Origin of the sequence: Flavobacterium sp. CF108, assembly GCF_900129795.1 — a bacterium.
In the GTDB taxonomy this organism is placed as follows: Bacteria; Bacteroidota; Bacteroidia; order Flavobacteriales; family Flavobacteriaceae; genus Flavobacterium.
Genome location: NZ_FQWW01000002.1, coordinates 421,548 through 446,839, shown reverse-complemented (window position 1 = coordinate 446,839; position 25,292 = coordinate 421,548). Strand labels below are relative to the sequence as shown.

The 25,292-nt window shown below is 32.8% G+C and carries 24 protein-coding genes and 1 tRNA gene; 12 read left to right on the top strand and 13 right to left on the bottom strand.

Features of this window, described 5'->3' with window-relative positions; genetic code table 11:
* Positions 1 to 219: 219 nt before the first annotated feature.
* The 3 genes from BUE10_RS07230 to BUE10_RS07220 form a co-directional block, all read right to left on the bottom strand.
* Positions 220 to 2,172 carry a PKD domain-containing protein gene (locus tag BUE10_RS07230; protein WP_073483708.1) on the bottom strand — a complete coding sequence of 651 codons (1,953 nt, stop codon included), beginning with the start codon at positions 2,170 to 2,172 and terminating at the stop codon, positions 220 to 222.
* Between the two features lie 111 nt (positions 2,173 to 2,283).
* Positions 2,284 to 3,261, bottom strand: a complete 978-nt coding sequence (locus BUE10_RS07225; RefSeq protein ID WP_073483706.1) for a hypothetical protein — start codon at positions 3,259 to 3,261, stop codon at positions 2,284 to 2,286.
* A gap of 189 nt (positions 3,262 to 3,450) precedes the next feature.
* Positions 3,451 to 3,750, bottom strand: coding sequence for a hypothetical protein (locus BUE10_RS07220; RefSeq protein WP_073483705.1), 300 nt, complete (start codon positions 3,748 to 3,750; stop codon positions 3,451 to 3,453).
* A 129-nt stretch (positions 3,751 to 3,879) separates the two neighbouring features.
* On the opposite strand from BUE10_RS07220, the gene BUE10_RS07215 reads away from it, so the two are divergent.
* The 5 genes from BUE10_RS07215 (at position 3,880) to BUE10_RS07195 (ending at position 8,534) form a co-directional block, all read left to right on the top strand.
* The gene (locus BUE10_RS07215; RefSeq protein ID WP_056206719.1) at positions 3,880 to 4,464 is read left to right on the top strand and encodes an RNA polymerase sigma factor; all 585 of its coding nucleotides are present in this window, start codon (positions 3,880 to 3,882) and stop codon (positions 4,462 to 4,464) included.
* A 2-nt stretch (positions 4,465 to 4,466) separates the two neighbouring features.
* A complete protein-coding gene (locus tag BUE10_RS07210) occupies positions 4,467 to 5,189 on the top strand; it encodes a tetratricopeptide repeat protein (RefSeq protein WP_073483703.1) in 723 nt (240 codons plus the stop codon).
* 343 nt (positions 5,190 to 5,532) lie between these two features.
* Positions 5,533 to 6,312 carry a TatD family hydrolase gene (locus BUE10_RS07205; protein WP_073483701.1) on the top strand — a complete coding sequence of 260 codons (780 nt, stop codon included), beginning with the start codon at positions 5,533 to 5,535 and terminating at the stop codon, positions 6,310 to 6,312.
* 64 nt (positions 6,313 to 6,376) lie between these two features.
* Complete coding sequence (locus BUE10_RS07200; RefSeq protein ID WP_073483699.1) at positions 6,377 to 7,513, top strand: 1-acyl-sn-glycerol-3-phosphate acyltransferase; 1,137 nt, start codon at positions 6,377 to 6,379, stop codon at positions 7,511 to 7,513.
* Positions 7,503 to 8,534 (top strand): asparaginase, encoded by a 1,032-nt coding sequence (locus BUE10_RS07195; RefSeq protein ID WP_073483697.1) that lies wholly within the window; start codon positions 7,503 to 7,505, stop codon positions 8,532 to 8,534. Before BUE10_RS07200 ends, BUE10_RS07195 begins: the two co-directional genes overlap by 11 nt.
* Before the next feature lie 110 nt (positions 8,535 to 8,644).
* Here BUE10_RS07195 and BUE10_RS07190 read toward each other — a convergent pair whose 3' ends face one another.
* Entirely contained in the window at positions 8,645 to 9,886 is a 1,242-nt protein-coding gene (locus BUE10_RS07190) for an MFS transporter (protein ID WP_073483695.1), read from the bottom strand.
* 90 nt (positions 9,887 to 9,976) lie between these two features.
* On the opposite strand from BUE10_RS07190, the gene BUE10_RS07185 reads away from it, so the two are divergent.
* From BUE10_RS07185 to BUE10_RS07175, 3 genes are all read left to right on the top strand, one after another.
* Positions 9,977 to 10,846, top strand: a complete 870-nt coding sequence (locus BUE10_RS07185) for a LysR substrate-binding domain-containing protein (RefSeq protein ID WP_053471509.1) — start codon at positions 9,977 to 9,979, stop codon at positions 10,844 to 10,846.
* A 61-nt stretch (positions 10,847 to 10,907) separates the two neighbouring features.
* Positions 10,908 to 10,994: transfer RNA gene (locus tag BUE10_RS07180), tRNA-Ser, on the top strand.
* Between the two features lie 221 nt (positions 10,995 to 11,215).
* The gene (locus BUE10_RS07175; protein WP_073483693.1) at positions 11,216 to 12,523 is read left to right on the top strand and encodes a Fic family protein; all 1,308 of its coding nucleotides are present in this window, start codon (positions 11,216 to 11,218) and stop codon (positions 12,521 to 12,523) included.
* Between the two features lie 114 nt (positions 12,524 to 12,637).
* Here BUE10_RS07175 and BUE10_RS07170 read toward each other — a convergent pair whose 3' ends face one another.
* Together BUE10_RS07170 and BUE10_RS07165 are read right to left on the bottom strand one after the other, a co-directional pair.
* Positions 12,638 to 13,648: an OmpA family protein gene (locus tag BUE10_RS07170; RefSeq protein WP_083597988.1), complete on the bottom strand. Its 1,011-nt coding sequence runs from the start codon at positions 13,646 to 13,648 to the stop codon at positions 12,638 to 12,640.
* 95 nt (positions 13,649 to 13,743) lie between these two features.
* Entirely contained in the window at positions 13,744 to 15,096 is a 1,353-nt protein-coding gene (locus BUE10_RS07165; RefSeq protein ID WP_073484199.1) for a sensor histidine kinase, read from the bottom strand.
* A 253-nt stretch (positions 15,097 to 15,349) separates the two neighbouring features.
* Here BUE10_RS07165 and BUE10_RS07160 point away from each other — a divergent pair, with 253 nt between their 5' ends.
* The gene (locus tag BUE10_RS07160) at positions 15,350 to 15,526 is read left to right on the top strand and encodes a MarR family transcriptional regulator (protein WP_073483691.1); all 177 of its coding nucleotides are present in this window, start codon (positions 15,350 to 15,352) and stop codon (positions 15,524 to 15,526) included.
* Between the two features lie 17 nt (positions 15,527 to 15,543).
* Here BUE10_RS07160 and BUE10_RS07155 read toward each other — a convergent pair whose 3' ends face one another.
* The 6 genes from BUE10_RS07155 to BUE10_RS07130 form a co-directional block, all read right to left on the bottom strand.
* Entirely contained in the window at positions 15,544 to 16,050 is a 507-nt protein-coding gene (locus BUE10_RS07155) for a GNAT family N-acetyltransferase (protein WP_073483689.1), read from the bottom strand.
* 74 nt (positions 16,051 to 16,124) lie between these two features.
* Positions 16,125 to 17,090 carry a nitrilase family protein gene (locus BUE10_RS07150; protein WP_073483687.1) on the bottom strand — a complete coding sequence of 322 codons (966 nt, stop codon included), beginning with the start codon at positions 17,088 to 17,090 and terminating at the stop codon, positions 16,125 to 16,127.
* A 69-nt stretch (positions 17,091 to 17,159) separates the two neighbouring features.
* Positions 17,160 to 17,984: an AraC family transcriptional regulator gene (locus tag BUE10_RS07145; RefSeq protein ID WP_073483685.1), complete on the bottom strand. Its 825-nt coding sequence runs from the start codon at positions 17,982 to 17,984 to the stop codon at positions 17,160 to 17,162.
* A 204-nt stretch (positions 17,985 to 18,188) separates the two neighbouring features.
* Positions 18,189 to 18,956, bottom strand: a complete 768-nt coding sequence (locus tag BUE10_RS07140; RefSeq protein WP_073483683.1) for an SGNH/GDSL hydrolase family protein — start codon at positions 18,954 to 18,956, stop codon at positions 18,189 to 18,191.
* A gap of 64 nt (positions 18,957 to 19,020) precedes the next feature.
* Positions 19,021 to 19,803, bottom strand: coding sequence for a DUF3050 domain-containing protein (locus BUE10_RS07135; RefSeq protein ID WP_073483681.1), 783 nt, complete (start codon positions 19,801 to 19,803; stop codon positions 19,021 to 19,023).
* Positions 19,804 to 19,889: 86 nt separating this feature from the next.
* The gene (locus BUE10_RS07130) at positions 19,890 to 21,071 is read right to left on the bottom strand and encodes an acyl-CoA dehydrogenase family protein (RefSeq protein ID WP_053471504.1); all 1,182 of its coding nucleotides are present in this window, start codon (positions 21,069 to 21,071) and stop codon (positions 19,890 to 19,892) included.
* 329 nt (positions 21,072 to 21,400) lie between these two features.
* Here BUE10_RS07130 and BUE10_RS07125 point away from each other — a divergent pair, with 329 nt between their 5' ends.
* A complete protein-coding gene (locus BUE10_RS07125; RefSeq protein ID WP_234984721.1) occupies positions 21,401 to 22,996 on the top strand; it encodes an AraC family transcriptional regulator in 1,596 nt (531 codons plus the stop codon).
* Between the two features lie 41 nt (positions 22,997 to 23,037).
* On the opposite strand, the gene BUE10_RS23840 is transcribed toward BUE10_RS07125, so the two are convergent.
* Positions 23,038 to 23,178, bottom strand: coding sequence for an rSAM-modified peptide (locus tag BUE10_RS23840; RefSeq protein WP_143055950.1), 141 nt, complete (start codon positions 23,176 to 23,178; stop codon positions 23,038 to 23,040).
* A 259-nt stretch (positions 23,179 to 23,437) separates the two neighbouring features.
* On the opposite strand from BUE10_RS23840, the gene BUE10_RS07120 reads away from it, so the two are divergent.
* Positions 23,438 to 25,000 carry a vitamin K epoxide reductase family protein gene (locus tag BUE10_RS07120; RefSeq protein WP_073483677.1) on the top strand — a complete coding sequence of 521 codons (1,563 nt, stop codon included), beginning with the start codon at positions 23,438 to 23,440 and terminating at the stop codon, positions 24,998 to 25,000.
* A 43-nt stretch (positions 25,001 to 25,043) separates the two neighbouring features.
* Complete coding sequence (locus tag BUE10_RS23980; RefSeq protein WP_159439053.1) at positions 25,044 to 25,220, top strand: hypothetical protein; 177 nt, start codon at positions 25,044 to 25,046, stop codon at positions 25,218 to 25,220.
* The last annotated feature ends 72 nt before the right edge of the window (positions 25,221 to 25,292 follow it).

Sequence of the window (25,292 nt, the reverse complement as noted above, 5' to 3'; positions counted from 1 at the left end):
TGTATCATCGAGTGTCAGTCTGAGCGAAGTCGAAGACCTTTTTCGTTATAAAGCCTTCGACTTCGCTCAGGATGACATTGGTGTTTTAAATTTTTTTCGCCACGAATTTCACGAATTTCCACTAATTATTTCAGCATTGATTCGTGAAAATTAGTGCAATTTGTGGCAAACTTCTTCGTGTATCTCTGTGTATTCTTTGTGTGTCTTTGCGCAATAACCTTAAAATTTCCATATTCCATAAACCTGAAAGTAATTAAAATTCTGTTCAAAATTAATTACGTAACGTGCGCCTAAACTCGGCCCAATTCTGGCGAAACCAGCCGTTAAATCAAATAAAAGGCCTGTTTTAATATCCGTAAAAGAAGTTTTCATATTGTTGGTTTCTGTTTTTGTACCAATTAAAAAACTTTCTTTATCGCCTTCATAAGTATCAATGGTTAAGTTTTGATTTTGTTCTTGCGAGACATTTATATTCGCCTGAATTCCGGCGCCAATTCCGATATAATTATTAATGTTGTACCGGATCAAAACAGGAACTTCCCAATTAATGTTTTTATTTTCGGTTGCTGTAGTCGTGCGTATCAATTGCCTTACTCCGTTTGCATTCGTATTTATTTGGTCAACAACAGTAACGGCACTATTATATTGATTTAATGCATTTACCCATTCAACCTGCCAGTAAAAACGATACGATTTAAAAGGCGAAAGCGTCGCACCCAGAAAATAACTCGTCGATTTGTCTAAATCAGGATAAAAATTGTAACCCGCTTTTACACCAATCGAAATTCCCGGCAAAAATCTCGTAGTGGCATAATTGGTAATTATAGGTTCGTTTTTGTCGAAAATAATCGAAGTTCGGCTTTTGGTTTTTACTTTGTGAAAATCTTCACCAAACTTCATCGAATATTTTACAAAACCTTTTGTACTATCTTTTTCGTGAACATTTTTTTGTTCCGTTCCCGGAAGATAAATATTTTTAAACGTAAAAATAATTTGCTTTTGTTTGATAATGGTATCGAGACAACTCACGGTTGGTTCTTCGCCTTTTGGGCAAATCGGACATTCTGGATACATACTTTCAATTTGGAAAGTTTTCTTATCAAACATATCCGGAACATCAGTTTCTAAACGAATTTTTCTCGCCGGACCTTCACCGTTATTTTGAAAACGGGTTTTAAAATTTACCCTTTTAAAACGCACCAATCTGTAATTCATAAAACGTCCGTTAGACCCCATCTTATTAGGATCGTGCGACGTTACGATTTCCATTTCCAGATTTTTAATCTTATGGTTTTTATAACTTCGATTCGGAACAAAAATACCGCGCATCGTAACCGTTGCGCTCGTATCTTTTATCATTTCAGGTGTTGTTTTAAAGGTATAAAAAACATTGCGTGTTTCTCCCGGATTCGCATCATCAAATTCTAAAACCGAAACATTATGATAGGTTTTATTGGCGTCTAAAAGTGAAGCGTCGAGATCTTCTTCGGTAGTTGTGTTTCGGTATTTTTTAAGTTTGAAACTGTTTTCGGCGGAAGCCGTAAAATTATTCGAATCGTCAAGATCATCGACCGAAGCCACTAAGTTTTCTTTTACTTCACGTTCATTTGCATACGTTCTAAAATCACTTAACTCGAAGTTGTTGTGCTTGAATTGTTTCTCATTATAAAAAAGATAAAGCTTTCCGCTTGAAACATAATTCTCTAGATTTTGATAACTTACTACGACTACCATTTCCTGCTCTGGAATGGGATCGCAGTTTTTTAAAATCGCAAAACCATTTTGATCTGCAATAGAAGCAATGTCTTTATAATTAGTATCAGTAATATCATTTACGGCCACTTTTTTCGGGCGTGTTGCCGGAGGTTTTCCGTTGTCGTAATTGTTGGTTACAGCAAGTCTTGTCGTATAAGTTCCTTTGGTCTTATAAACATGTTTTGGCTCTGCTTCTTTACTGTAATGTCCGTCGCCGAGTTCCCATAAATAAGAATAACTTGGTTTAGGCGCACCGGCAATTGGAATCAACGGAGGCGTTTCGGGTTTAAAATTTACAGCATTTCCATTTTGGATAAAACCAATATTTGCTCTTCGGGTTATGGTGTCTTTTACTTTGGTTTGTCCTATTGAGAAAATTGAAAATAGAATAAAGAAAATAGACAGTTGTGGTTTCATAACTAGACAGGTTTTAGTCTTAAAATCATCAGAATCAATTTTAAAACAGGATTAAATGTAAAAAAAAGTGATGAGCAAATCATCACTTTCTCTTAAAAAAGCATTTATAAGTTACTGAATGGCATTAATTGCAGCAACAAGTTGAGCTTCGGTACCGACTGTTGTTTCGGCTAGTGTAAAGGTGTAAACAGCATTTGCAGTTGTAGTCACTCCTTTTATGGCATATCTCCAGTTTCCATTATCTTCTGTTGCGAAAATAATGTGACAAGCAAGACCAATTGGAATTTGTCCGTAGTGTTCGCTGAATAATCCTTCGGCAGTATAGGTATCCAATTTTGCAAGAGCATTTGTACCTTCACCATCATAAGAAAGATATACAGCACTGTTTGTATTGTTATACCCGTCTGGAACATCAACTAAAATAGTGGTTTTAGGTCTAGGATCGCTGTAGAAACGGTCAACATTTGTCCATCCAAAGTTTCCAAAAGTTACATAATAATTGTTTCCTTCACCTTGAACACCGCCTTTTCCGTCAGCACCTTTTGCATCTCTCCAGGCCAAATCACCGTCTTCCTCAATTACACCAGTCCACAATGTCATAGCATTGTCATAACCGTCAGTTAGCGCAGTTGGAACCACTAAACTTAAATAACAAGAAGTTTGTAATTCAACACCGCCTTGTGTAGCTTTAATAAAGAATTCTCCACCCGAAATTAAAAGGTTTTTCTTTCCGTCTGGTGTAATTCCCATTGTTGGTTTATTCGTAACCAGCATATTTCCTTTGTCAAAAAGTTCAATATATTCAATATTAACTTCTCCTGTTACAGCATTTCCGTTTTTAGTAAGACAGTTTCCGTTGATATGTAATTTTACACCTTTTGCAGACGTAAGTGTTACCATACCATCTCCGGCCGTAATGGTGAAGTTTTGTGTATTTCTTTTTACTCCTTTTTCGCTGATGCTTTTAAAAGCTGCCGATGTTGGAGGCAAAATAACGTTGCCTGTATCATCGCCATCGCTGGTGTCGCAGCTTACAAAAGAAACTAATAATAGAAATAAAAGTCCGATAGTTTTAAAATTTGTGTTCATAATTTCTAGTTTTTATAAATCTGACTTGTTCGTCAAGTGGTTTTCAGATTCTGGTTATTAATTACAATCTTATATCAATTAGGGTTTGATATTGTTACCCCTGTTTTCAAAAAATATTTTTATGGTGCTTATATGCTTATATCAACTTGTGGTTTTAATTGTTACCCCTCGTTTTATTTTTTTTTTGATTTATGCCGAAAGACATTTGTCTTCAAAGAGATTTCCGTCCTCATCAACAGCCACTAGAATGTTTTGCTTTCGCGAAAGCGTAACAATTAAATAGATCCAGACAATTGACCAAAGTCCGAAAGTGATACAGGTAAGAAATAAGTGCAGAAAATGTTTGATAACTTTTTTTTCCCGGCATAAAACAACATAGGGTAGTTTCTCGTTATGTTCTACGATTACAAAGCCATTTCGGGTCTTGGCAGAGATCATTTTGTAAAATTGATCTAAAGTCTTGTCGTTGGTAAATTGATAAGTTTCCATTTTCTCTTAATTTTTAACTCTTTTAAAAGATTTTTGTTTCCTTATATCAACTGTAATTGTTAATTGTTACCCTTTTATTTGAAATTTTTTGAGATTCTTTTTTAACTTTATCTGATTAAAAGTTTTTTTATGAGTAAAACTAAAGTGCATCCTGACCAAAAGTATATTGACGGGCTTGCCGCAAACGATTCGGCAGTGATCCAATCCATATATAAAAAGTATGTTCCTAAAGTCGTAATGTTTATTATGAACAATTCTGGCGATAGAGACCACGCTCAGGATGTTGTTCAGGAAGTATTGATTTTGCTTTTTAATCAGGCCAAAGCCAATTCGCTGCAGTTAACCTGTCCGTTTGATGCGTACTTTTTTCTTTTGTGTAAAAGAAAATGGCTCAACGAACTGAAAAAAACATCCAACAAGGGGGTAACAATTATTGAGGATGCAGTATCTATTAATGAATCTGCTCTTGAATTGATTGGACAAACCGAAGAATTTGATGAAAAACAACAGCTTTTTGACACCATGTTTCAGAAATTAGGAGACAAATGCAAAGAGTTATTAAAGCTGAGTTTTGAAATTAAATCGATGGAAGAAGTGGCCGAAAAACTAAACGTAACATACGGTTATGTTCGTAAAAAAAAGTCGCTGTGTGTTGGCCAGTTAACGCAATGGATTCAGGAAGCAAAAAACTTTAATTCTTTAAAAAACGATTAGTCATGAACGAAGAACGTTACATATTATTTGATGAATATCTTCAAGGCGAATTAACGATTGAGGCCAAAAATGATTTTGAAAAACAATTAATTGAAGATCCCGAATTTGCTTCGGAATTTGAAACTTTCAAAAACATACAATTTCAATTGGACAATAAATTTGGATTTGAGCAGGAAAGAGAAATTTTTAAAGAAAATCTGATTCAAATATCTGAGAGACATTTCGATAATAAACCAAAAGTTATTGGCTTAAAACCATGGTATTTAGCGGTAGCGGCTTCGGTTGCCGTTTTATTCGGATTGTTCTTTTTTAATTACAACCAAAATCCTGTTTATGGAGATTACAATAATCCCGAACATGCTTCTTTTACCGAAAGATCTACTGCCGATGAAGATTTAAAAGCAGCAGAAAAAGCATACAATCATAAAACATACAATAAAGCAATTCCGCTTTTTGAAACGATTTTGCAAAAGAATAAAACAGCAGAAATTCAGTTTTTTTATGCTGTATCGCTTTTAGAAGAAAGCCATTATATAAAAGCCGAAGCCATTTTTAACGAATTAAAAGCAGGAAGTTCTGCCTATAAAGATAAAGCGGTTTGGTATTTGGCTTTATCTAAATTAAAGCAAAAAGATTACGAAGGCTGTAAAAAAATACTGGAAACGATTTCTGAAGATTATGAAGGCTATGATCAGGTTGAAGAGCTTTTGCATCAGTTGGATTAGTAAGTTTTACAAAGAGACACAAAGATTTTACACAGAGATTCGCAAAGTTTAAAAAGTTTTGTGATTTTTTGTTTTCAAAAACCTTTGTCAAAGTTTTAAATTTTGACAAAGGTCTTTTACGTTTTGTATGTCATCCTGAGCGAAGTCGAAGGACATACAAACAGCTCGACAAAGATTGACGATTTTGATTGCGGGACTTCGACTTCGCTCAGTCTGACAAAAGCACAAAAAAATCCGTTCTCATCCGCGCTTTCACGAAGTGAACCCGTAAAATCCGTGTGCCAACAAGCAATTGCTATTCTTTTAATATTGTCGTAATTTTGACAACTTTAAAATTAGACCATTGAATTCAACACCTATTATTACCGATACACACACGCACTTATATTCTGAAGAATTTGATCAGGATCGTGACGAAATGATTCAACGCGCCATTGATGCCGGAATTACACGCTTTTTTATTCCTGCCATCGATGCTGCCGCGACACAGTCAATGTACGATTTAGAGAAGAACTATCCCGATAATATTTTCCTAATGATGGGTTTGCATCCCACTTATGTAAAGGATAATTACCTGGAAGAATTAGCACATGTAGAAACGGAATTATCAAAACGAAAATTCTACGCAGTAGGCGAAATAGGAATCGATTTGTATTGGGATAAAACGCATTTAAAAGAACAGCAAATAGCTTTTAAAAGACAAATTCAGCTCGCAAAACAATATAAATTACCCATCGTAATTCATTGCCGTGAAGCCTTTGATGAAATCTTTGAAGTATTGGAAGAAGAAAAATCTGAAGATTTATTTGGGATTTTTCATTGTTTTTCCGGAACTTTAGAACAAGCACAGCAAGTAATTTCTTATAAAATGAAATTAGGAATTGGAGGCGTGGTAACATTCAAGAACGGAAAAATCGATCAATTTTTAAATCAAATCGATTTAAAACACATTGTATTGGAGACAGATTCGCCTTATTTGGCGCCAATTCCGTACAGAGGGAAAAGAAACGAGAGCAGTTATTTAGTCAACGTGATTTCGAAGCTGGCAGACTTATATGATGTGTCTGAAGAAGAGATTGCAGCAATAACAACTCAAAATTCAAAAGACGTTTTTGGGATTTAACCTATGCCTTACAAAACTTTGATTTTTTTTTTGTTCTTTTGCCCACTTAAAACCAATATAAATAATGCAGAAATTTGATGCCATTCGACCGTTTTATGATTCCGAAATAAATGAAGCACTTCATGATGTTGTAAATCATCCAATGATGAAAACCATGATGAACTTTACTTTTCCGGAAGTAGAAGATGAGGTTTGGAAAGATCAATTAAGGAAAACACATTCGATTCGTGATTTTCAATGCAATTTTATTTATAATACCATACAAAAGGTTTTAGAGAAAAGTTCTGAAGGTTTAACAACTTCGGGGTTTGAGAAGCTGGAACCAAATACTTCTTATCTATTTATCTCAAATCACAGGGATATTCTTTTAGATACAACTTTACTGAACGTTTGCTTATTTGAACATGGTTTGGTAATGACAGCATCTGCAATTGGAGACAATTTGGTTAAAAAAGCTTTCCTGGCAACTTTAGCAAAATTAAACAGAAACTTTTTGGTTTTAAGAGGATTAACGCCTCGTGAAATGCTGCAAAGTTCTAAACTGCTTGCAGAATATATGGGACAGTTACTGCTTCGCGAAAATCGTTCGGTTTGGATTGCACAAAGAGAAGGAAGAACAAAAGACGGAAATGACGAGACCAATCCGGGTGTTTTAAAAATGATTGGAATGGGTTCTGACGAAGAAAACTTAATGGATTATTTTAAGAAATTAAGAATCGTTCCGGTTTCTATTTCTTATGAATATGATCCTACAGATGTTTTGAAAATGCCGCAATTGATGGCAGAATCAAAAAATGAAGTTTACGTTAAAGATAAAAACGAAGATTTCATGACCATTTTAAGTGGTATCATGGGAACTAAAAAAAGAATACATATTTCTGTTGGCGATGTTTTAGATACTGAAATTGATAAGATTGTAGCAGAAAATGATAATGTAAACAAACAAGTTCAGGCTTTGGCACAAGTTATTGATGATACTATTTTGACAAATTATCAATTATGGCCGACTAATTTTATTGCTTACGATATTTTAAACGAAACAACAAGATTCTCTCATTTGTATAAAGAAAGTGAAAAATCACTTTTTGAGCGTCGTTTAGAAATGCGTATCGGAGGCGATAACCCTGTTACAAGACAAGGATTTTTGGCAATGTATGCTAATCCGGTTGTTAATAAATTAAAATACCAAGATGTCATCTAAAGCAAAAATACTTTTGATTTATACCGGAGGAACTATCGGTATGAGCAAAGACTTTGAAACCGGAGCGCTTAAAGCATTCAACTTTAGTAAACTAATACAGAAGATTCCAGAGATTAAACAATTAGATTGTGAAATCGAATCTGTTTCTTTTGAAAATCCGATAGATTCATCAAACATGAATCCGAAAATGTGGACCAAAATTGCCACAATTATCGAGGAAAATTATACTTTGTATGATGGATTTGTGGTGCTGCACGGTTCAGATACCATGTCATATTCGGCTTCGGCATTGAGTTTTATGCTGGAGAATTTAGCTAAACCAGTTGTTTTTACGGGATCGCAGTTACCAATTGGAGATTTGCGTACCGATGCTAAAGAAAATCTTATTACGGCGATTCAAATAGCTTCATTACAGGAAAATGGAAAACCTGTCATTAATGAAGTTTCTTTATATTTTGAATATAAATTATACAGAGGAAACCGAACGTCAAAAGTAAATGCTGAACATTTTAGAGCTTTTACAGCGCCAAATTATCCTGAATTGGTAGAATCTGGCGTGCATTTAAAATTGAACTCGCATTTATTTCTTCCGATAAAAGAAGGTGCAGATTTAATTGTTCACAAAAATCTGGACAATCACGTAGCAATTATAAAAATGTTTCCGGGAATGAGCGAAGTAGTTTTAGCTTCGATCCTGTCAACTCCAGATTTACGCGGCATTGTTTTAGAAACGTACGGTTCAGGAAATGCTCCAACCGAGGATTGGTTTTTAAATTTAATTGAAAAAGCCATCAAGTCTGGAATGCACATTGTAAATGTAACGCAATGTTCTGGCGGAAGTGTAAATATGGGACAATACGAAACCAGTACAGCTTTAAAATCTCTTGGCGTTATTTCTGGAAAAGATATTACTACAGAAGCCGCAATTACAAAATTGATGTATTTGCTTGGTCATAATATTCCACAAAACGAATTTAAAGATGTTTTTGAAACTGCTTTGCGTGGGGAAATTTCGTTATAAAATTCCAATATTTTAAATTCCAAATTCCAATTGTGTACAATCTTGTCATTTCGATTTCTATGATAAACATCTATCAGTTTTGGAATTTGGAATTTTTTTATTGGAATTTATTAAAATTTAGAATTTTCATAAGGAACTGGGCAAGTTTCTAATTCTTCCGAAGTTTTATGTTTTTTGTAATACACATAAACAATCACAGAAAGAATACAAATTATTCCCTGAATAGCAACTGTATGTCTAGTTCCGATAATGTGTGAAACGTATCCGATAATTAAACTTCCCACAGGAATCATTCCCTGATAAGCCATTAAATAATAACTAATACTTCTTGATCGCATATTTACAGCACTTTGTGTCTGCACATAAATGTTTATGGATGAGGTTTGCGCCATCATTCCTATACCGCTCAGAGCCATGCAAATAAGCGCCACAGTCAAATTATTTGAATAAGCTAGTATAATGATGCTAAAACCTAATAATAAGCTCGCAGCGATCATTATTTTACTCATTTGGTCTGATTTTTTAAGATTTGCCAAATAAATTGCAGATAAAATGGAACCAATTCCCGCAGCGCTTTCAAACCAGCTGAAAGTTTGTGCGTTTCCGCTAAAAATATCTTTAGCAAAAACCGGCATCAGCGTATTAAAAGATATTACAAATAAACTGCTGCACATTAACATCAAAAGCATTTTGGCCATTTCGGCTTCTTTTTTTACGTAATCAAAACCTTCAATGAAATCTTCAAGCATTTTAAATTTATCTACAGCTTTGATGTGCGGTTTAATTTTCATCATTAAAAGCGAAATTAAAACCGGAATATAGCTAAGGAAATTTCCAATAAAACAAATGTCTTCACCATAATTGTGCAGAATAATTCCGGCTAGTGCAGGACCAGCAATTCTGGCAAAATTATTTAAAGTTGAATTTAGCGCAACAGCGTTTGGCAGATCTTCTTTGTCATCAACAATATCAATCATCATCGTTTGTCTGCAGGTCATATCAAAAGCATTTATAATTCCCTGTATAAGGCTTAAAGCCAAAATAAAGTTGATATTATAAATTTTAAAATAAATTAAAATTGCCAAAGCTCCGGCTTGTATCATTGCCATAGACTGCAATAAAAGCATTGCTTTGTGTCTGTCGTAACGCCCAATAATACTTCCGGCTAACGGTGCCAAAAACAAAGACGGAATCATGCTTAAAAAAGTAGCCAATCCTAATAAAAATACAGATCCGGTTATGCTGTAAACCATCCAGCTTATGGCGGTTTTCTGCATCCACGTTCCAACAACTGAAACGGATTGTCCGTAGAAGAATAACTTGAAGTTTTTAGATTTTAACGCTTTAAACATGATTTTAAATATTTAATACAAAGGTCGGGATTATGATTTCATTAGAAAAATTAATAATTTTACTGATAATGAGTATTAAAACTTATCAATATGGAAATTTATCAACTCGAATACTTTATTAAAACGGCTGAGGTTCTTCATTTTACAAAGGCTGCAGAATTGTGTTTTGTAACGCAGTCCGGGCTTTCGCAGCAAATAAAAAAACTGGAAGAAGAACTCGGTCTGCCTTTGTTCAAGCGGATTGGAAAGAAAGTACAGCTTACAGAAGCGGGCTCTGTTTTTTTAATTCACGCTAAAAAAGTGGTAGAAAATGTAGAAAACGGAAAGCAGGCAATTGAGGATTTAAACGAAATGATTGGCGGCGAATTACGAATTGGTGTGACGTATGTTTTTGGCTTATTGATTCTTCCTATCGTTAATACATTTGCTAAACAATATCAAAACCTGAAAATTGTTGTTGAATACGGAACTACAGAAGCTTTAGAACAAAAACTTCTGGATAATCAATTAGATGTTGTTTTAGTCGTTTCATCACACGAAATTGAATTACCAATTCAAAAAGTACCTTTGTTTACATCTTACATGGTTTTGGCGGTTTCTAAAAACCATGCTTTAGCAGATTTGGATAAAATAGCTTTTAAGAAAATAGAACAAATTCCGCTGGTATTGCCCGGAAAAGGATCGAATTCGAGAGAATTTGTAGAAGAGTTGTTCCAGAAGTTTAATATGAAGCCCAAAATCTCAATTGAGCTGCATTCTATACACGCATTACTGCAAATGGTAGAGAACAGTGACTGGGCGACAATCGTGGCTGAAAAAGCTTTAAAAGGCTGGGATCAGCTTAAGGCGATACAAATTACCGGCGTTGCAACGAAAAGAGAATCTTTTATGCTAACAATTGGAGGTTATCAAAAAAAAGCAGTAAAAATATTCATGGAAGAATTTAAAAAAAGCATTTAAAAGTAATCTTAGATTTTACTTTTGAAACTCGATTTTTTTTGTGTTCTTTGCAGACCAAAATAGAGAGGTGTCCGAGTGGTTGAAGGAGCTAGCCTGGAAAGCTAGTATATGGGTAACTGTATCGAGGGTTCGAATCCCTTTCTCTCTGCAAATTTTAAGTAAAACCTGTAAATTAATTTTTGCAGGTTTTTTTATTAGTTTTAGGAGATAAATTATTAACAGATGAATTAAGTTGTAACAATAGAAACCTAAAAAAGATTGTTACAGCAAATGTTGCTATAGGGTAATTACGGAAAACTGTAAAAATAGGGAGATTTAAACAAAATCTCCCTATTTTTACCTATATTTGTTTTTGTAAAATTATTCATTATGATCGAAAATGCCCCAAAAGTGCACTTCACTACAAAGATATTTGCATTGGTAAATAAACCAGATATGGTTTTGAAAATCAAAGAGATTAATAACGAATATTTGTATTGGGATAAACTAAAATATAAAAAAGTTCCAGATTTAGAACCAGAGCAACTATGGTCTGCCGTAAAAATGGCCCGTGCAGTCAATTATAAAAATATAAATTTTGGTAAGTATCAATTTAATTATGTAAGTACGGATTATATTCAAAAAATTCTTCATTATTTTGATATGAATATCGGTGGTTATATGGGAGCTAAAAATGTGGTTCCTGATGCTGATAAAACGCGATATTTAGTAAGTGCTATTATGGAAGAAGCAATTTCGAGTAGTCAGATCGAAGGAGCTAATACTACCCGTAAAAAGGCAAAAGAAATGCTTCGTAAAGAAGTAAAGCCAAAAACAAAGTCAGAACAAATGATTGTAAATAATTATGTTACAATCAAACAGATTACCCAGAATCGAAATGATGATTTAACACCTGAGAAATTATTATATATTCATGGTTTAATATCTTGTGATACTTTAGATGATAAAAAAGAAGAAGGGGCTTTCAGAATATCTGATGATGTTCATGTGGTCAATCATGTTGATGGAGAAGTAGTCCATACGCCACCTAGTAATAAAGAATTAGAAAGTTTGATTCAAGATTTGTGTGATTTTTTTAATAAAGATACTAAAGAAACTTTTATTCATCCAATCCTAAAAGCCATTGTAATTCACTTTATGATAGGTTACATACATCCTTTTACTGATGGAAATGGAAGAACAGCACGTGCTTTATTTTACTGGTATTTATTAAAAAAAGGGTACTGGCTTACAGAATATTTGTCTATTTCAAAAATTATTCAGGATAGTAAAATTCAATATGAAAAAGCCTATTTATACACTGAAGCTGACGCTAATGATTTGACTTATTTTATGACATATCATTTAAAAGTAATGGATAAATCTTTTGAAGCTTTGAAAGAGTATATTCAGCTAAAACAAAAAGAAAATTTACAAATTGCAAGTTTTATTAGGATTCCCAATGTTAATGAGCGTCAGGCACAATTGTTGAAGATTATTTTTGACGAACCTGAAAGTATTTTTACAGTAAAAGAAGTAGAAAATCGTTTTCAGGTATCAAAATACACGGCAAGAACAGATTTAAATATGTTGGTAGAAATGAAATTTTTAGAAGTGATTCAGGTTAACAAGATTAAACAGAATTTTGTACGCTCCGAAAATTTTGAATCCTTATTAGCAAAATATAAAATCAAATAAACTTTGAAAACTGTCTGATGAAACTAAAACAAAAAAGAGATCTTATTAAGATCTCTTTTTTAGATAAATACCCAAGGCTACAAACATTTAGGCAGTAATATCAATTAACAATCATTATATTTTCACGATTTCTACTCTACGATTCTTTGCTTTTCCGTCTTCACTGGAATTATCAGCAATAGGTTTTTCGGAACCCAATCCTTTTGTCTGTAATCTTGCGGCACTTATTCCTTTGGCGGTTAATGCAGTTTTTACAGCATTAGCTCTGTCTTCAGAAAGTTTTTTGTTATGTGATGCAATGCCAACATTATCGGTATGGCCTTCAATAGAAATTTTCAGACCGGCATTGCTTGTTAATAGTTTTTGTATTTCGTAGATAATGGGTGAGGATTCAGGTTTGATTGTTGCTTTATCTGTATCAAAATTGATATACAAAGCAATATGTCCTTTTGTATCCAATTCTTTTTTTATTTCATCTGCTTTAATAAGAGAAGCTGTCATTTTAAAGGGTTTTGTTTCAAGAACCATCCAGCCGGCAGAAACAGCATCGTCGCCAGGAGTAAGCTGTACCCAAATATTTCTATCCGGACGACGAATTAAATAAGTAGTCGTAATAGCATTTGCCATAAAACCATAACCATTCATATATTTTACACGATTATTATCCGGAACAGTATAAGATGAATCTGAAGGAGTTTTCATTTCAGATACTTTTACACCATCAACACTTTTAATTAACTCGTCCAGATTTTTTGCAACTTCAAGGTCACTGTATGATTTTCCTTCTTTAGCAGTAATTCTTGCATAGAAAATTTTTCCTTCTGGTTTTTCAAAATGGTCTTTTACCCAGAAATAGGCAACATCATAGTCTGCAGTATTGTCCTTAGGCGTTCCTTCATAATTCTCGGGCAGATTAAAATATGGAAAGGAGCCAAGTGATTTGTTTGAAACCGGAACAGAATTAATATCGAATTTTTTTGCAGAAATTGTTGTTTGAGGTTCTGCGCTTGTTGTTTGTGAAGAATCTATACTAGTTGCGTTCTCCTCACTCTGTTTTTTGTTAGAATTGCATGCAAAAGCCATACAAGCTATCACAATGCTTAATGTTAAGGTTTTGATTTTCATATAGTTCGTTTTTTGAATATCAAAGATAACGAAGTGAAAAATTCCCACAAAAAAAATCTATTTCGAAATTGTTATTTTTTAAATGTAATGATTTATTACGCTACTGGAATATAAATATCAAATTTAGCCCCTTGATTTAATTTTCCGGTTGCAGTAATAATTCCATTGTGGTTTTCTACAATTTTTTTGACGATGGCAAGACCAATACCAGTTCCTTTATAATCAGTTTTGCTGTTGAGCTGCTGAAACATTTCAAAAATGCGCGTTTCAAACTGCGGGTCAAATCCAATACCATTATCGCTAATTGTAATATGACAATAATCTGCCGATGATTTCTTTTTTGTTTTAGTTTTGGTATAAAGCGTTTCTATAATTATATGAGGAGCTTTTTCGAGTTTCGAAAATTTAAGTGAATTGCTTATTAGATTATATATTAATTGCTCAAACTGTGATGGAATTATATAGGCTTTACAATTTCCAGATAATTGGACAATAGCTTTTTTTGCTGTTATTTCGTCTTTCAAATTTTCCAACACTTTGTTTATAACAGCATTGATACAGATGTTTTCAAATGTCTTTTCGGTGACATTTGTACGTGAATAAGTCAATAAATCATTTATAAGTGCCTGCATGTGGGAGGCTGAAACTTCTATACGGTCAAAATAATACTTCCCTTTCTCTGTTAAATTTTGATATTCATCTGTGGTAATTCGGTTCGAAAAAACCTGAATTTTTCGTAAAGGCTCCTGAAGATGATGAGTTGATATATAAGTAAATGCCTCAAGTTCCTTATTTGCAAGGCTTAATTCGGCCGCACGTTTTTCTTTTTCAATGTTCTGAAAAGTAAGATTTTCATTGGCAATCAAAAGTTCTGCCGCACGTTTTTCTTTTTCTTTGTTTTGATAAGCTAATTCTTTATTGGCGATTACCAATTCTGCTGCACGTTTTTCTTTCTCTTTATTTTGAAAGATTAATTCTTTGTTTGCAATAACAAGTTCAGCGGCGCGGTTTTCTTTTTCCTGGTTTTGATACGCAAGTTCGGTATTGGCAATTACCAATTCTGCGGCACGCTTTTCTTTTTCTTTGTTTTGAAAAATTAGTTCAGAATTAGCAATACTTAATTCGTCTGCACGTTTTTCTTTTTCTTTATTTTGATAAGCGAGTTCAATATTGGCAATGATAAGTTCAGCAGCCCGTTTTTCCTTTTCTTTGTTTTGATAAGCAAGTTCAGCATTTGCTATAACCAGTTCTGCAGCGCGGTTTTCTTTTTCTTTATTTTGGAAAGCAAGTTCAGTATTGGCAATAATTAATTCCGCCGCGCGTTTTTTTCGTTCTTCGATTTGCTGTGCCAATCTTTTATTAACAAGGAGCAATTCATCATTATGATTTGCTTTAATCTTTTCTGAAAAAGTAACAGCCTTAGGCGAAGCAATCTTTTTTTTACTCATTTTCCCGCGCATTTATCTCAAATATAACCTAACTGGGTTTAATGTATTGGTTTTAAATTTAATTAATGTATTTTAATCTGGAAATAAAGCCGTCGTTCTTGTTTTTAGTTTAAATATAGTAGGCTTTTTCTTTCTTTTTTATTTTCTTGTGATTTATCAAAAAAAATGTTTAAAGCTTAACCTCTAAAAATGTTCTTTTATTTTTTATAAGAAAATATTTACTATTTTTGCACTTTTATCAAGACATAAAACTATGGAAATCAAAAATCAAGTATTAGACGCTATAAAGAAAGCTGCACACCCTGTAAATGCAGGTAAAGTAGTTGAATTAACTAAATTAGATCGTAAAGAAGTGGATAAAGCAATGAAAATGTTGAAGGATGAAGGTTTAATAGTTTCTCCTAAGCGCTGCTTTTGGGAAGCAAAATAAGTTTGAAAAATGTAATATTAAAGTTTAATCTCAAACAAACTAAAAGAACCTTCTTTATAATGTTCTGGTAATTCATTTATCCATTCGATAGTGCTTATTCCTTTGTATTCAAAACCACAGCTGGTGTAATATTTATTTATCCTTTCATTACCGCTGTGTGTATCAAGCCGAATGTATTCTTTACCATTTTCTTTGGCATATTCCTTAACCCATTCTATAATTTTTTTAACGTATGACTGCCCTCTAAATTTTGGGTTTGTAGCAATACGATGCAGATAAACTGCCGGATCTTTGCTGGCTTCTTTCCAAATAATTAAATCATCAAAAGTAATTACAAAAGTACAAGCGACTTCATTTACTTCTTTGATTATAAAATGACGATTTTCGGCAATTTCTTTTTCTATTAATGTTCTTTCAAAACCTCTCCAGCTTTTATTGTTTACTGTTTTTTGATAAGATGTGGCTTTATCATAAATATCGAAAACAGCATCGATATCTTGGATTGTAGTTTTAAAAAATTCCATTTTTTTGGCTTTATTCTGTAAATTAATGAATCTTCAAAGATAAATCTTTCAGCAGCTTTCAGCAGGTGAAATGTTTAATTTATGCTTTTTTTATCAGAGTTTAACCAAACAACATTTTGTTCTGACTCGTGATCTTGTCCAATAATATCTTTGTACAAATCTGGTCTTCTAGCTTTTATATACCGATTTCCTCCAGCCTGAATGCATTTTTCCGGAGTAAGTACCGCCGTTGCAAAAGAATCGTCAAAAGTTCGGCATTCTGCGAGAATATCTCCAAAAGGATCAATAATCATAGAACAGCCGTTTTTTAATTGATCGTCGTCCATGCCAATTGGGTTTGAAAATATCGCATAAATTGCATTGTCGTAAGCTCTTGCCGGAAGCCATTTCATTAACCAATCCCGGCCTTTCATTCCGTCAAATTCTAATCGTAAAGAAGTTGGATCAGCTTCGCGGTTTTCCCAAAGCTGCGGTGCGACAAAACCTGCGCCAGGTCGGGTAGAAGGAGTACACATCGTTACGTGAGGCATAAAAATAATATCGGCGCCTAGAAGTTTTGTGGCGCGGACATTTTCTATGATATTATTGTCATAACAAATTAAAATACCGCATTTCCAGCCTTCAATTTCAAAAATAGAATAACGATCTCCCGGCGTTAAATATGGATTTATAAACGGATGTAATTTTCGGTATTTAGCAACTAAACCATTTTTGTCTACACAAACATAAGCTTTGAATAGATTGTCGTTTTCATCTTTTTCGAAGAGTCCGGCTAATAGTACAATGTTGTTGTTTTTGGCAATTTCGATTAATTTTAAAATGCTTTCTCCACTTGGAATTAATTCTGCCAAGTCTAACATTTGTTTTTTGGGTAAATTCCTCGCAAATGTATATCCGGTTATAGAACATTCATGAAACGAAATCACATCGCAGCCTTCGCCAGATGCTTTTTGAGAAAGTTTTTCGATTACAGATAAATTATAGTTTTTATCGCCGCTTTTGTTTTCGAACTGTGCTGTAGCTATTTTTATATTTTTCATATTGAATGCTATTAATTTTAGTCAAAAATAGCATGGGCAATATTTTATAAATTGTACAAAACCGACATTTTAGAATGATGAAGAAGGAAATCTTTTTATAAGATTATTGGTTAATTTCCCGGTACTGTATACATATTCGGTTGGAGTTATTCCGGTATGTTTTTTAAACTCTTTTATTAAATGGGATTGATCTGAAAATCCGGCATCGTAACAAATAGTTGTTAGATTAGTGTTGTCAGGCTTGTCTTTCAATAATTTCAGGAAATGATGCAGTCTTACAACGTTACCAAATTTCTTCGGATTTAATCCGATGCATTCTTTGAATTTTCTTTCCAGATGTCTTTCGGTATATCCGGTATATTCAACTAATTGTTTTATAGAGAAATGTCCTTTGGAAGCGATGATAAAGTTTAAAGAATGATCTATTATAAATTGATTTGAAGCTCTTTTTGAGGTTATTAATGATCTAAAAAAAGAATTAAGCAGTTCAACTCGTATTTGATTATTTTGCTGAATCAGGCTTTCCTGAAGCGCTATAAATTTTTGATCAAATATGTCTTCAACTGGAATAATAGAATCGTGAAATTCACTGGCAGGAATTCCTAATAATTGATGTATTCCGCTGGGCTGAAAAACGACAATTATAAGTGTGATTTCATTTTCAGAATAAAGATCTTTAAAGCCGTTAAGCTGTCCGTATAAAAACGAAGCAGGCAGATATTCTTTGACTTCGTATTTATTAATTCCAGAAATTAGTTTGCTTTTTACCGAGAACACAAGACCGGTATTTCCATCAGAAAATAAGCGAAATTTTTGTACAGCAGTTTCTGTATTATCTAAAAACAAATAATGCTTAATGTATTGTGATAACTCTTTTGATGGTGAAACCTGCATGTTTATAATCTATTGAAGAATCAGCTTTTAGCGAAATTAAGTATATTTTTCTTGAAAACACGAAAATTTCCTAGCCTAGCCTAGCCCCGATAGAAACGATATCCTTTTGTGGCCCCGATAGCTATCGGGGCCACAAAAGATAAAGTGAATAGCGGGACAATTGGTCTTTTGAAATTTAAATTTCTTCTTCTTTAAAAGAAAAAATTAATCCTGCAAAGCCATTTTTACTTTCGGCATCATACGCTCAACAAACATTGCATAAGCAGATTCTGAAGGATGTAAACCATCTGAAGCCACAAGACTTGTATTGTATAATCCGTTTCGAGTAATATCTGTAATGGAAACAAATGTTACACCATTCATCATGCAGTAGTTTTCGGCAAAAGTGTTGTATTTATTGATTTCTTCGGTGATTTTCATTCTTCCCTCGATTCCAAACATCATTCCAAAAGAAGTATAAGCATAATCTGGAATCGAGAGTACAATTACGTTTTTTTTGTCGCCTTTAGCCAAAGCAATTGCTTTTGTAACTAGTTCAGGAAATTCTTTTTCGTAGATAGAAAAATCTCTACCTTGATATTGATTGTTTACGCCAATTAATAAAGTAACTAAATCATAATTTGATTCTGGATTTTGTTCTTTTACAGCTGTAAGTAAATTACTGGTTGTCCATCCTGTTGTGGCAATTACTTTTAAGGAAAAACTCGTTTCGGGATAAAGAGCTTTTAAGCTCGTCTTTAATTGTTCCGGATATCTGCAGGTTTCGCAAACACTTTGCCCAATTGTGTAACTGTCTCCTAAAGCCAGATAATTTATGGATTTAGAAATTGGAGTAGTTGGGATTTGTGTTGTTGGAGGAGGAGTTACAGGTCTTGGCGTAACAGAAGTTTCTGAAGAAGATTCTTCGGTACTGCAGCTTAATAGAAAAACTGAAAGAATAACGGTAACTATTTGTTTCAATTGCGGTTTCATAATTTGTTTAAATTAATTTGGCTTGTTTAAACAAATAGTTACGTTAAATATCTTGTTATGGTTTTTAGACCATTTCTGTTTTCATTAAAATTTCTTCTTCGATGGCATTCCAAAGTTCGATACGTTTTTCCAGAGCAAGGATTGAAACTTCTTCAACTTCTTTCCATTTTTGAGCGTCGTCTTCACATAAATCGGTAATCATTTGCATTGCCATTGGTCCATGTTCATCTGCATCTAATTCGATATGTCTTTCAAAATAATAAAGCAATTTGCTTAAATCTGTATCTGGAAGGTTTTTTTGAAAGTTACTTAGAATTTCGGTAAACATACTCGGAATCAAATCTTCTCTTCCAAAAGTAAATGCTGCGGCAATTTGATGCGGTTTTCCTTCTTCAATAACCCTAAAAGTAAAATCTAGGAAAGCTTTTATTTCAGGATGAAGGGAGCTTTGTTTAATAGCAACAAAAATGTTGTGAAGGGAATTAACTTCGGTTAAAAATTTATTGATTTCTGTAGTGTCTGCACCACAGTCTTCCATTGCTTCAAGATACATTTCGTAATGACTTTGTCTTCTTCCGTCGATGCTTAAATCTGTTTCTTCGGCAAGAACAATTTCGTTGATTAAATATCTTGTTTCAGGGTTTTTAGTGGCGAACCAAGGTGTTGTGGTACAAGTAAGTTTGGCTTGAAGCGCTTTTAATAAAGACATAAAATCCCAAACAGCAAAAACGTGATTTTCTACAAAGCTGTGTAAGTCATCAATCGTTTGGATTTTATTGTATAAGGAGTGTTTTAAAAGCTGTTCTTTTTGAGGTTGAATGCTATTGTTTATAGTTTCAATATTCATTTATGTAAATTTTGGGGCAAATATAAAAAGCTTCTCGGTTAGAAGAAGCTTTTTTATATTGTTTTTATATATTTTTTAATAGATGTTTATGATTTAAATGCTGGAATTCCAGTTACATCCATTCCCGTAATCAATAAATGAATATCGTGAGTTCCTTCGTAAGTTATAACACTTTCAAGGTTCATCATGTGGCGCATAATTGAATATTCACCTGTAATTCCCATTCCGCCTAACATTTGTCTGGCTTCACGGGCAATTTGAATCGCCATATTAACATTGTTACGTTTTGCCATCGAGATTTGAGCAGTTGTAGCTTTTCCTTCATTTCTCAAAACGCCTAAACGCCAGGTTAATAATTGTGCTTTTGTTATTTCGGTAATCATTTCGGCCAATTTCTTTTGCTGTAATTGAGTTCCTCCAATTGGTTTTCCAAATTGAATTCTCTCTTTAGCATAACGTAAAGCAGTATCATAACAATCCATTGCAGCTCCAATTGCTCCCCACGCAATTCCGTATCGAGCTGAATCTAAACAGCCAAGCGGAGCTCCTAAACCAGATTTATTTGGTAATAGATTTTCTTTTGGAACTTTTACATTATCAAAAATTAATTCTCCGGTTGAAGAGGCACGAAGCGACCATTTATTATGAGTTTCAGGAGTTGTAAAACCTTCCATGCCGCGTTCTACAATTAAACCGTGAATTCTTCCTTCTTCATTTTTTGCCCAAACAACAGCAATATCTGCAAAAGGAGCATTCGAAATCCACATTTTGGCACCATTTAAAAGATAATGATCTCCCATATCTTTAAAATTGGTAATCATGCTTCCGGGATCAGAACCGTGATCTGGTTCTGTTAAACCGAAACATCCTATATATTCACCAGTAGCTAGTTTTGGTAAATACTTCATACGCTGCTCTTCGTTTCCGTATTTCCAAATTGGATACATTACTAAAGAAGATTGTACTGATGAAGTTGATCTTACACCAGAATCCCCTCTTTCAATTTCCTGCATAATTAAGCCGTAAGAAATTTGATCTAAACCGGCACCTCCATATTCAACAGGAATATAAGGTCCGAATCCGCCAATTTCTCCAAGTCCTTTTATAATTTGCTTAGGAAATTCTGCCTTTTGAGCATATTCTTCTATAATAGGAGAAACTTCTCTTTTAACCCACGCACGTGCAGATTCTCGAACTAATTTATGTTCATCTGTTAACAAATCGTCAAGGTTGTAATAATCTGGAGCTTGAAATAAGTCTGGTTTCATTTTTGAGTAATTTTACAAAACAAATTTACGCAATAAAAATATAACAAAACAAAGTTAAATTGTTATATTTTTATACATTAGTTAAAAAATAATCACAAATTAGGTAAATTAATTTTAGTTTATTGATAATTTATAACCTAATTTTGAGATTCCAAAAAAACATAAATTGAATGAGGCTGATCATCTCTTTTGTACTTTTTTTTGTTCTTAATACTGCATTTGCCCAACAGAAAAGTGCACTGACTGAAGAGGAGTATCTTATATTGCAGGAAAAAATTCGACTAAATTATAATGCAAATGTCGATAGTGCCCTTGTATACGCTAAGCAGATGTCAAAATCAAACAATTTTAAACATTTAGCTTTTGCAAATGGAGCAATGACTCAATTGTTTCAGATAAAAGGAAACACGAAACTTTCCAAAGAAAAGTATTCTTTAGCACTTAAATATTTAGAAAAAGTTCCGGAATCACGCGATAAAATACAATTAAAGTCTTACATCTATAATTATGGAGGATTGGCAGAATGGAAAAGGGGTAATTTTAGTGCTGCGCTAGACAAGTATCAGCAGGGAATGAAGCTTTCTGTTGAAATTGGGGATATTATTCAAATTGTAAAATTTAGAGGAAATATAGCCTTAATTAATGAAGCAGTTGGAAATTATCAATTAGCTATACAAAATCTAAAACAGCTAAATGATTTTGTCGATAAAAACGAAGGAATATTTACCAAAGAAGATTTTTTAAATAGAAAAAGTAACATCAATGTTAATTTAGGAAGTGCTTACGAAAACTATTTCATCAAAAATTCAGACAAAAAATTCTTGCTTGATTCGGCAGAATACTATTATAAAAGAGCAATTAATTATTCGCAGAATTTTGCAGACAATAAAATCACTGCGAAGTTAAGTCTAGGTAATATATACAATTGGAAAGGGGATTATAAGGCTGCTGAAAAAACATACTATGATATTGTATTTTATTCACAGCAAAACAATCAGCCAGATTTATTATGTGTTGCCAATTATAATTTAGGAGATATATACTTTACTACCAAAAAGTACGATAAAGCACTGGTTTTCTTTAAAAAATGTGATTCTCTTGCTGAGATAACAAAGTCCAATAATATGGATTTTTTGAAGTCAAATTATTATCAGGCGAAAATTTACAATATAAAGAATGAACCGGAACTCGCCTATAAGCATTCTAAAGTTTACTTAGATAATTATGAAGATTTCCAGACAAAGCTAAATCATGAAGCTTTGGAGGTGAATTATAAATTAGGAGTAAATGATTTGACTGAAGAAATGGTAGTTATTCAGGAAAAATACCAGTATGATGTACTTATTAATAAGGCATTAAAAGTATTTTATGTCTTATTAGTTGTTGGAATTGTATTTTTATTGATAAAAAATATAAGGGATAAAAATAAAGCCCATAAAAAAATGAATGCTTTAATAGAAGAATTTAAGGCAAACATTGAAAAGAAAAATAATGCTGAAATTGAGCCGGAAGAAATAGAAGAAATTCTTGAAACAGAAGAAATTCATCTTAAAAAGGAAAATCTTACGCTGAGTATTGATGAAGCGAAAGAAAATAAAATTGTAGAAAAATTATTGGCTCTTGAAAGTAAATTAGAGTATTTAAATGCAGATTTTACTTTGCCTTATGTGGCTAAAAAGATAAAAACCAACACTACTTATTTATCTTATGTAGTGAATAAGCGATTTGGTAAATCGTTTGGAGAATACTCGAATGAGTTAAAAATTAATTATGTAATCAATGAAATGATTACTAATCATATGTATCGAAAATACTCGACACAGGCAATTGCAGAAAGTGTAGGTTTTAAAAATGCAGTGTCTTTTGCCAAATCATTTCGCAAAAGAACTGGAGTATCTCCAGCTCAATTTGCGAATAATATCTAGTTTTTTAAAAAAAACTTATTGAAGCTTAAATAAGGAAACAATTACCCGTTACCATTATTATCTCTTTTTCCAGGATCAACTGGTGGAGACGCAGGATCATCTCCTCCTCTAACCACTTTTTGTTGATTTTTTGATAATTTTTCTCCCTGGAAATCCTCGAATTTTAATTTCATATTTGCCATCTTTTTACATGTTACGGTTACTGATTTATCAAAACTAAAGAAAATGTAAAGCTCTTGATCGAGAATTGGGTTTTGAATGCTTTTATGAAACTAATACCGAGTTAATTAATTGTAAATCAATATGTTACCAGTGTATTATAGCTGCTATAATTTATAAATTGTATGTAGTATAATATATAAAATGTGTGCTTTCAGCAATATTTTTCGAATAAAAACAACAATCTTTGTACTGTAATTCGATTTAAAACAGGTTTCAAAGATGCTAAAACTTATCCAAAAATTTCTACAAATAAACCGATATTCGGATGTAAAGAATGAGTTTAAAGACTTGTTTCTTTCACACCCTAACTATCCAAGTTTATTTGCGATAACAGATTCGTTTGATTTGTTGTCGATAGAGAATGCTGCTATAAGAGTTCCAAAGGAACAAATAGTTGATTTACCGACAAACTTTCTAGCTTATTTTAAGGAAGAATTAATCTTGGTTGAAAAAGCAAAAGATTTTGTTCGCATTAACACGATAAAAAAAGGTGTTCAAAAAATTTCATACGAAAAATTCCTTTTAGACTGGAATGGGGTAATTGTTGCAATCGAACCAAATAATGTAGTAGCAAGAGAAAATTTAAAAGTTGAATTAAACTGGTTAAAATACCTTGTACCTTTTATACTTGTAGCTGGATTATCATTTTTTTACAGCTCATACAGTATTTTTAGCACGGTGTTTTTGCTAACATCAGCTTTAGGATTAATTGTGAGTATTTTAATTGTTCAGGAAAAACTTGGTTTTAAGAACAATCTTATTACTAACTTTTGTAATCTAAGTACAAATTCTTCTTGTAACTCTGTTTTGAGTTTTAGCGAGAATTATGAAAATAGATGGATTAGTTTTTCAGACTTACCGCTTTTGTTTTTTGGTTCAAGTTTTATTTCAATATTAGTGCAGCCTGTCAGCTCGTCAATTTTTGTTGGATTTTTAAGTTTATTGGCGATTCCAATTATTGTATCATCAATTTGGATTCAAAAATTCGAACTTCAAAGATGGTGTGTAATGTGTTTAATGGTTTCCTTTTTAATATTTACACAAAGTATAATTTGGTTTTCATCAGACTTGTTTACGTTAAGTTTTAGTTTTAGTGCCATTTTTCCGTTTTTGTTTTCTTTAGTTCTTCTAATACCAATTGCATTTGTTGTAAAATCAATTGCTAAAGATGTTCTTAACAACGAAAACTCTTTAAAGGAGCTTAAAAAATTCAAAAGAAACTATTCACTGCTAAACTTTTTATCTAAAAAAGTTTCTCATCAAAATGGATTTGAAGATTTAAGAGGATTAAATTTTGGAAACAGAAGTGCTGTTGTAAAACTGGCAATAATTATAAGTCCAAGTTGTGTTCATTGTCATAAAACATTTCAGGAAGCTTTTGATTTAGTTTTAAAATTTCCGGATAAAATATATCTAAGTGTTTTGTTTAACATCAATCCTGAAAATATAGACAATCCGTATAAAGCAGTTGTCGAAAGACTTTTAACAATAAACAGATCAACTCCGGGAAAAACAGTTGAAGCCATTTCAGACTGGCATATTAAAAAAATGAGTTTGAAAAAATGGTTAAAAAAATGGAATGTTGACAATGTCAGCATGATGATAAATCAGGAAATAAATAAACAATATGAGTGGTGTTCTAAAAACAACTTTAATTACACTCCGGTAAAAATTGTGAACGAAAGGTTGTTTCCTAATGAATACGAATTAAGCGAATTGAAATACTTTTTAAACGATTTTGTCGAGGAAAAAGAAACAACAGTACTAGAAAGAATAGCCTAGTTTGACATTTGATAAATTCTCTAACAATTAAAAATTTACAGTTATGCTAAAAAATATATTAAACCTAGAAGGAACGCAAGAAATAAGTGCTAGTGAACAAAAAACTATCATAGATATCTTTAGTAAAGAAGTATCATCTAAATGTGATGCAAATTCGGTAATAGCTTATGATGATTGTACAGATTATTTTTCAGAATTAAATTATTCTGTAGCAATCTAAAAAACTGTACGGTTATTGTTAGTGTAGATCCGGCAGAGAATTCTAAACTGTTTTCTGCGGTCAATTTTTTAA

Bases quoted from the DNA above. Each gene is read 5' to 3' on its own strand.
- BUE10_RS07165 (WP_073484199.1), bottom strand. From the start codon at position 15,096: ATGAGTAAAAAAAAGATTGCTTCGCCTAAGGCTGTTACTTTTTCAGAA.
- BUE10_RS23840 (WP_143055950.1), bottom strand. From the start codon at position 23,178: ATGGCAAATATGAAATTAAAATTCGAGGATTTCCAGGGAGAAAAATTA.
- BUE10_RS07210 (WP_073483703.1), top strand. From the start codon at position 4,467: ATGAACGAAGAACGTTACATATTATTTGATGAATATCTTCAAGGCGAA.
- BUE10_RS07160 (WP_073483691.1), top strand. From the start codon at position 15,350: ATGGAAATCAAAAATCAAGTATTAGACGCTATAAAGAAAGCTGCACAC.
- BUE10_RS07125 (WP_234984721.1), top strand. From the start codon at position 21,401: ATGTCAAAATCAAACAATTTTAAACATTTAGCTTTTGCAAATGGAGCA.
- BUE10_RS07120 (WP_073483677.1), top strand. From the start codon at position 23,438: ATGCTAAAACTTATCCAAAAATTTCTACAAATAAACCGATATTCGGAT.
- BUE10_RS07135 (WP_073483681.1), bottom strand. From the start codon at position 19,803: ATGAATATTGAAACTATAAACAATAGCATTCAACCTCAAAAAGAACAG.
- BUE10_RS07220 (WP_073483705.1), bottom strand. From the start codon at position 3,750: ATGGAAACTTATCAATTTACCAACGACAAGACTTTAGATCAATTTTAC.
- BUE10_RS07150 (WP_073483687.1), bottom strand. From the start codon at position 17,090: ATGAAAAATATAAAAATAGCTACAGCACAGTTCGAAAACAAAAGCGGC.
- BUE10_RS07145 (WP_073483685.1), bottom strand. From the start codon at position 17,984: ATGCAGGTTTCACCATCAAAAGAGTTATCACAATACATTAAGCATTAT.
- BUE10_RS07175 (WP_073483693.1), top strand. From the start codon at position 11,216: ATGATCGAAAATGCCCCAAAAGTGCACTTCACTACAAAGATATTTGCA.
- BUE10_RS07155 (WP_073483689.1), bottom strand. From the start codon at position 16,050: ATGGAATTTTTTAAAACTACAATCCAAGATATCGATGCTGTTTTCGAT.
- BUE10_RS07140 (WP_073483683.1), bottom strand. From the start codon at position 18,956: ATGAAACCGCAATTGAAACAAATAGTTACCGTTATTCTTTCAGTTTTT.
- BUE10_RS07170 (WP_083597988.1), bottom strand. From the start codon at position 13,648: ATGAAAATCAAAACCTTAACATTAAGCATTGTGATAGCTTGTATGGCT.
- BUE10_RS07195 (WP_073483697.1), top strand. From the start codon at position 7,503: ATGTCATCTAAAGCAAAAATACTTTTGATTTATACCGGAGGAACTATC.
- BUE10_RS07190 (WP_073483695.1), bottom strand. From the start codon at position 9,886: ATGTTTAAAGCGTTAAAATCTAAAAACTTCAAGTTATTCTTCTACGGA.
- BUE10_RS07225 (WP_073483706.1), bottom strand. From the start codon at position 3,261: ATGAACACAAATTTTAAAACTATCGGACTTTTATTTCTATTATTAGTT.
- BUE10_RS07230 (WP_073483708.1), bottom strand. From the start codon at position 2,172: ATGAAACCACAACTGTCTATTTTCTTTATTCTATTTTCAATTTTCTCA.
- BUE10_RS23980 (WP_159439053.1), top strand. From the start codon at position 25,044: ATGCTAAAAAATATATTAAACCTAGAAGGAACGCAAGAAATAAGTGCT.
- BUE10_RS07215 (WP_056206719.1), top strand. From the start codon at position 3,880: ATGAGTAAAACTAAAGTGCATCCTGACCAAAAGTATATTGACGGGCTT.
- BUE10_RS07185 (WP_053471509.1), top strand. From the start codon at position 9,977: ATGGAAATTTATCAACTCGAATACTTTATTAAAACGGCTGAGGTTCTT.
- BUE10_RS07130 (WP_053471504.1), bottom strand. From the start codon at position 21,071: ATGAAACCAGACTTATTTCAAGCTCCAGATTATTACAACCTTGACGAT.
- BUE10_RS07200 (WP_073483699.1), top strand. From the start codon at position 6,377: ATGCAGAAATTTGATGCCATTCGACCGTTTTATGATTCCGAAATAAAT.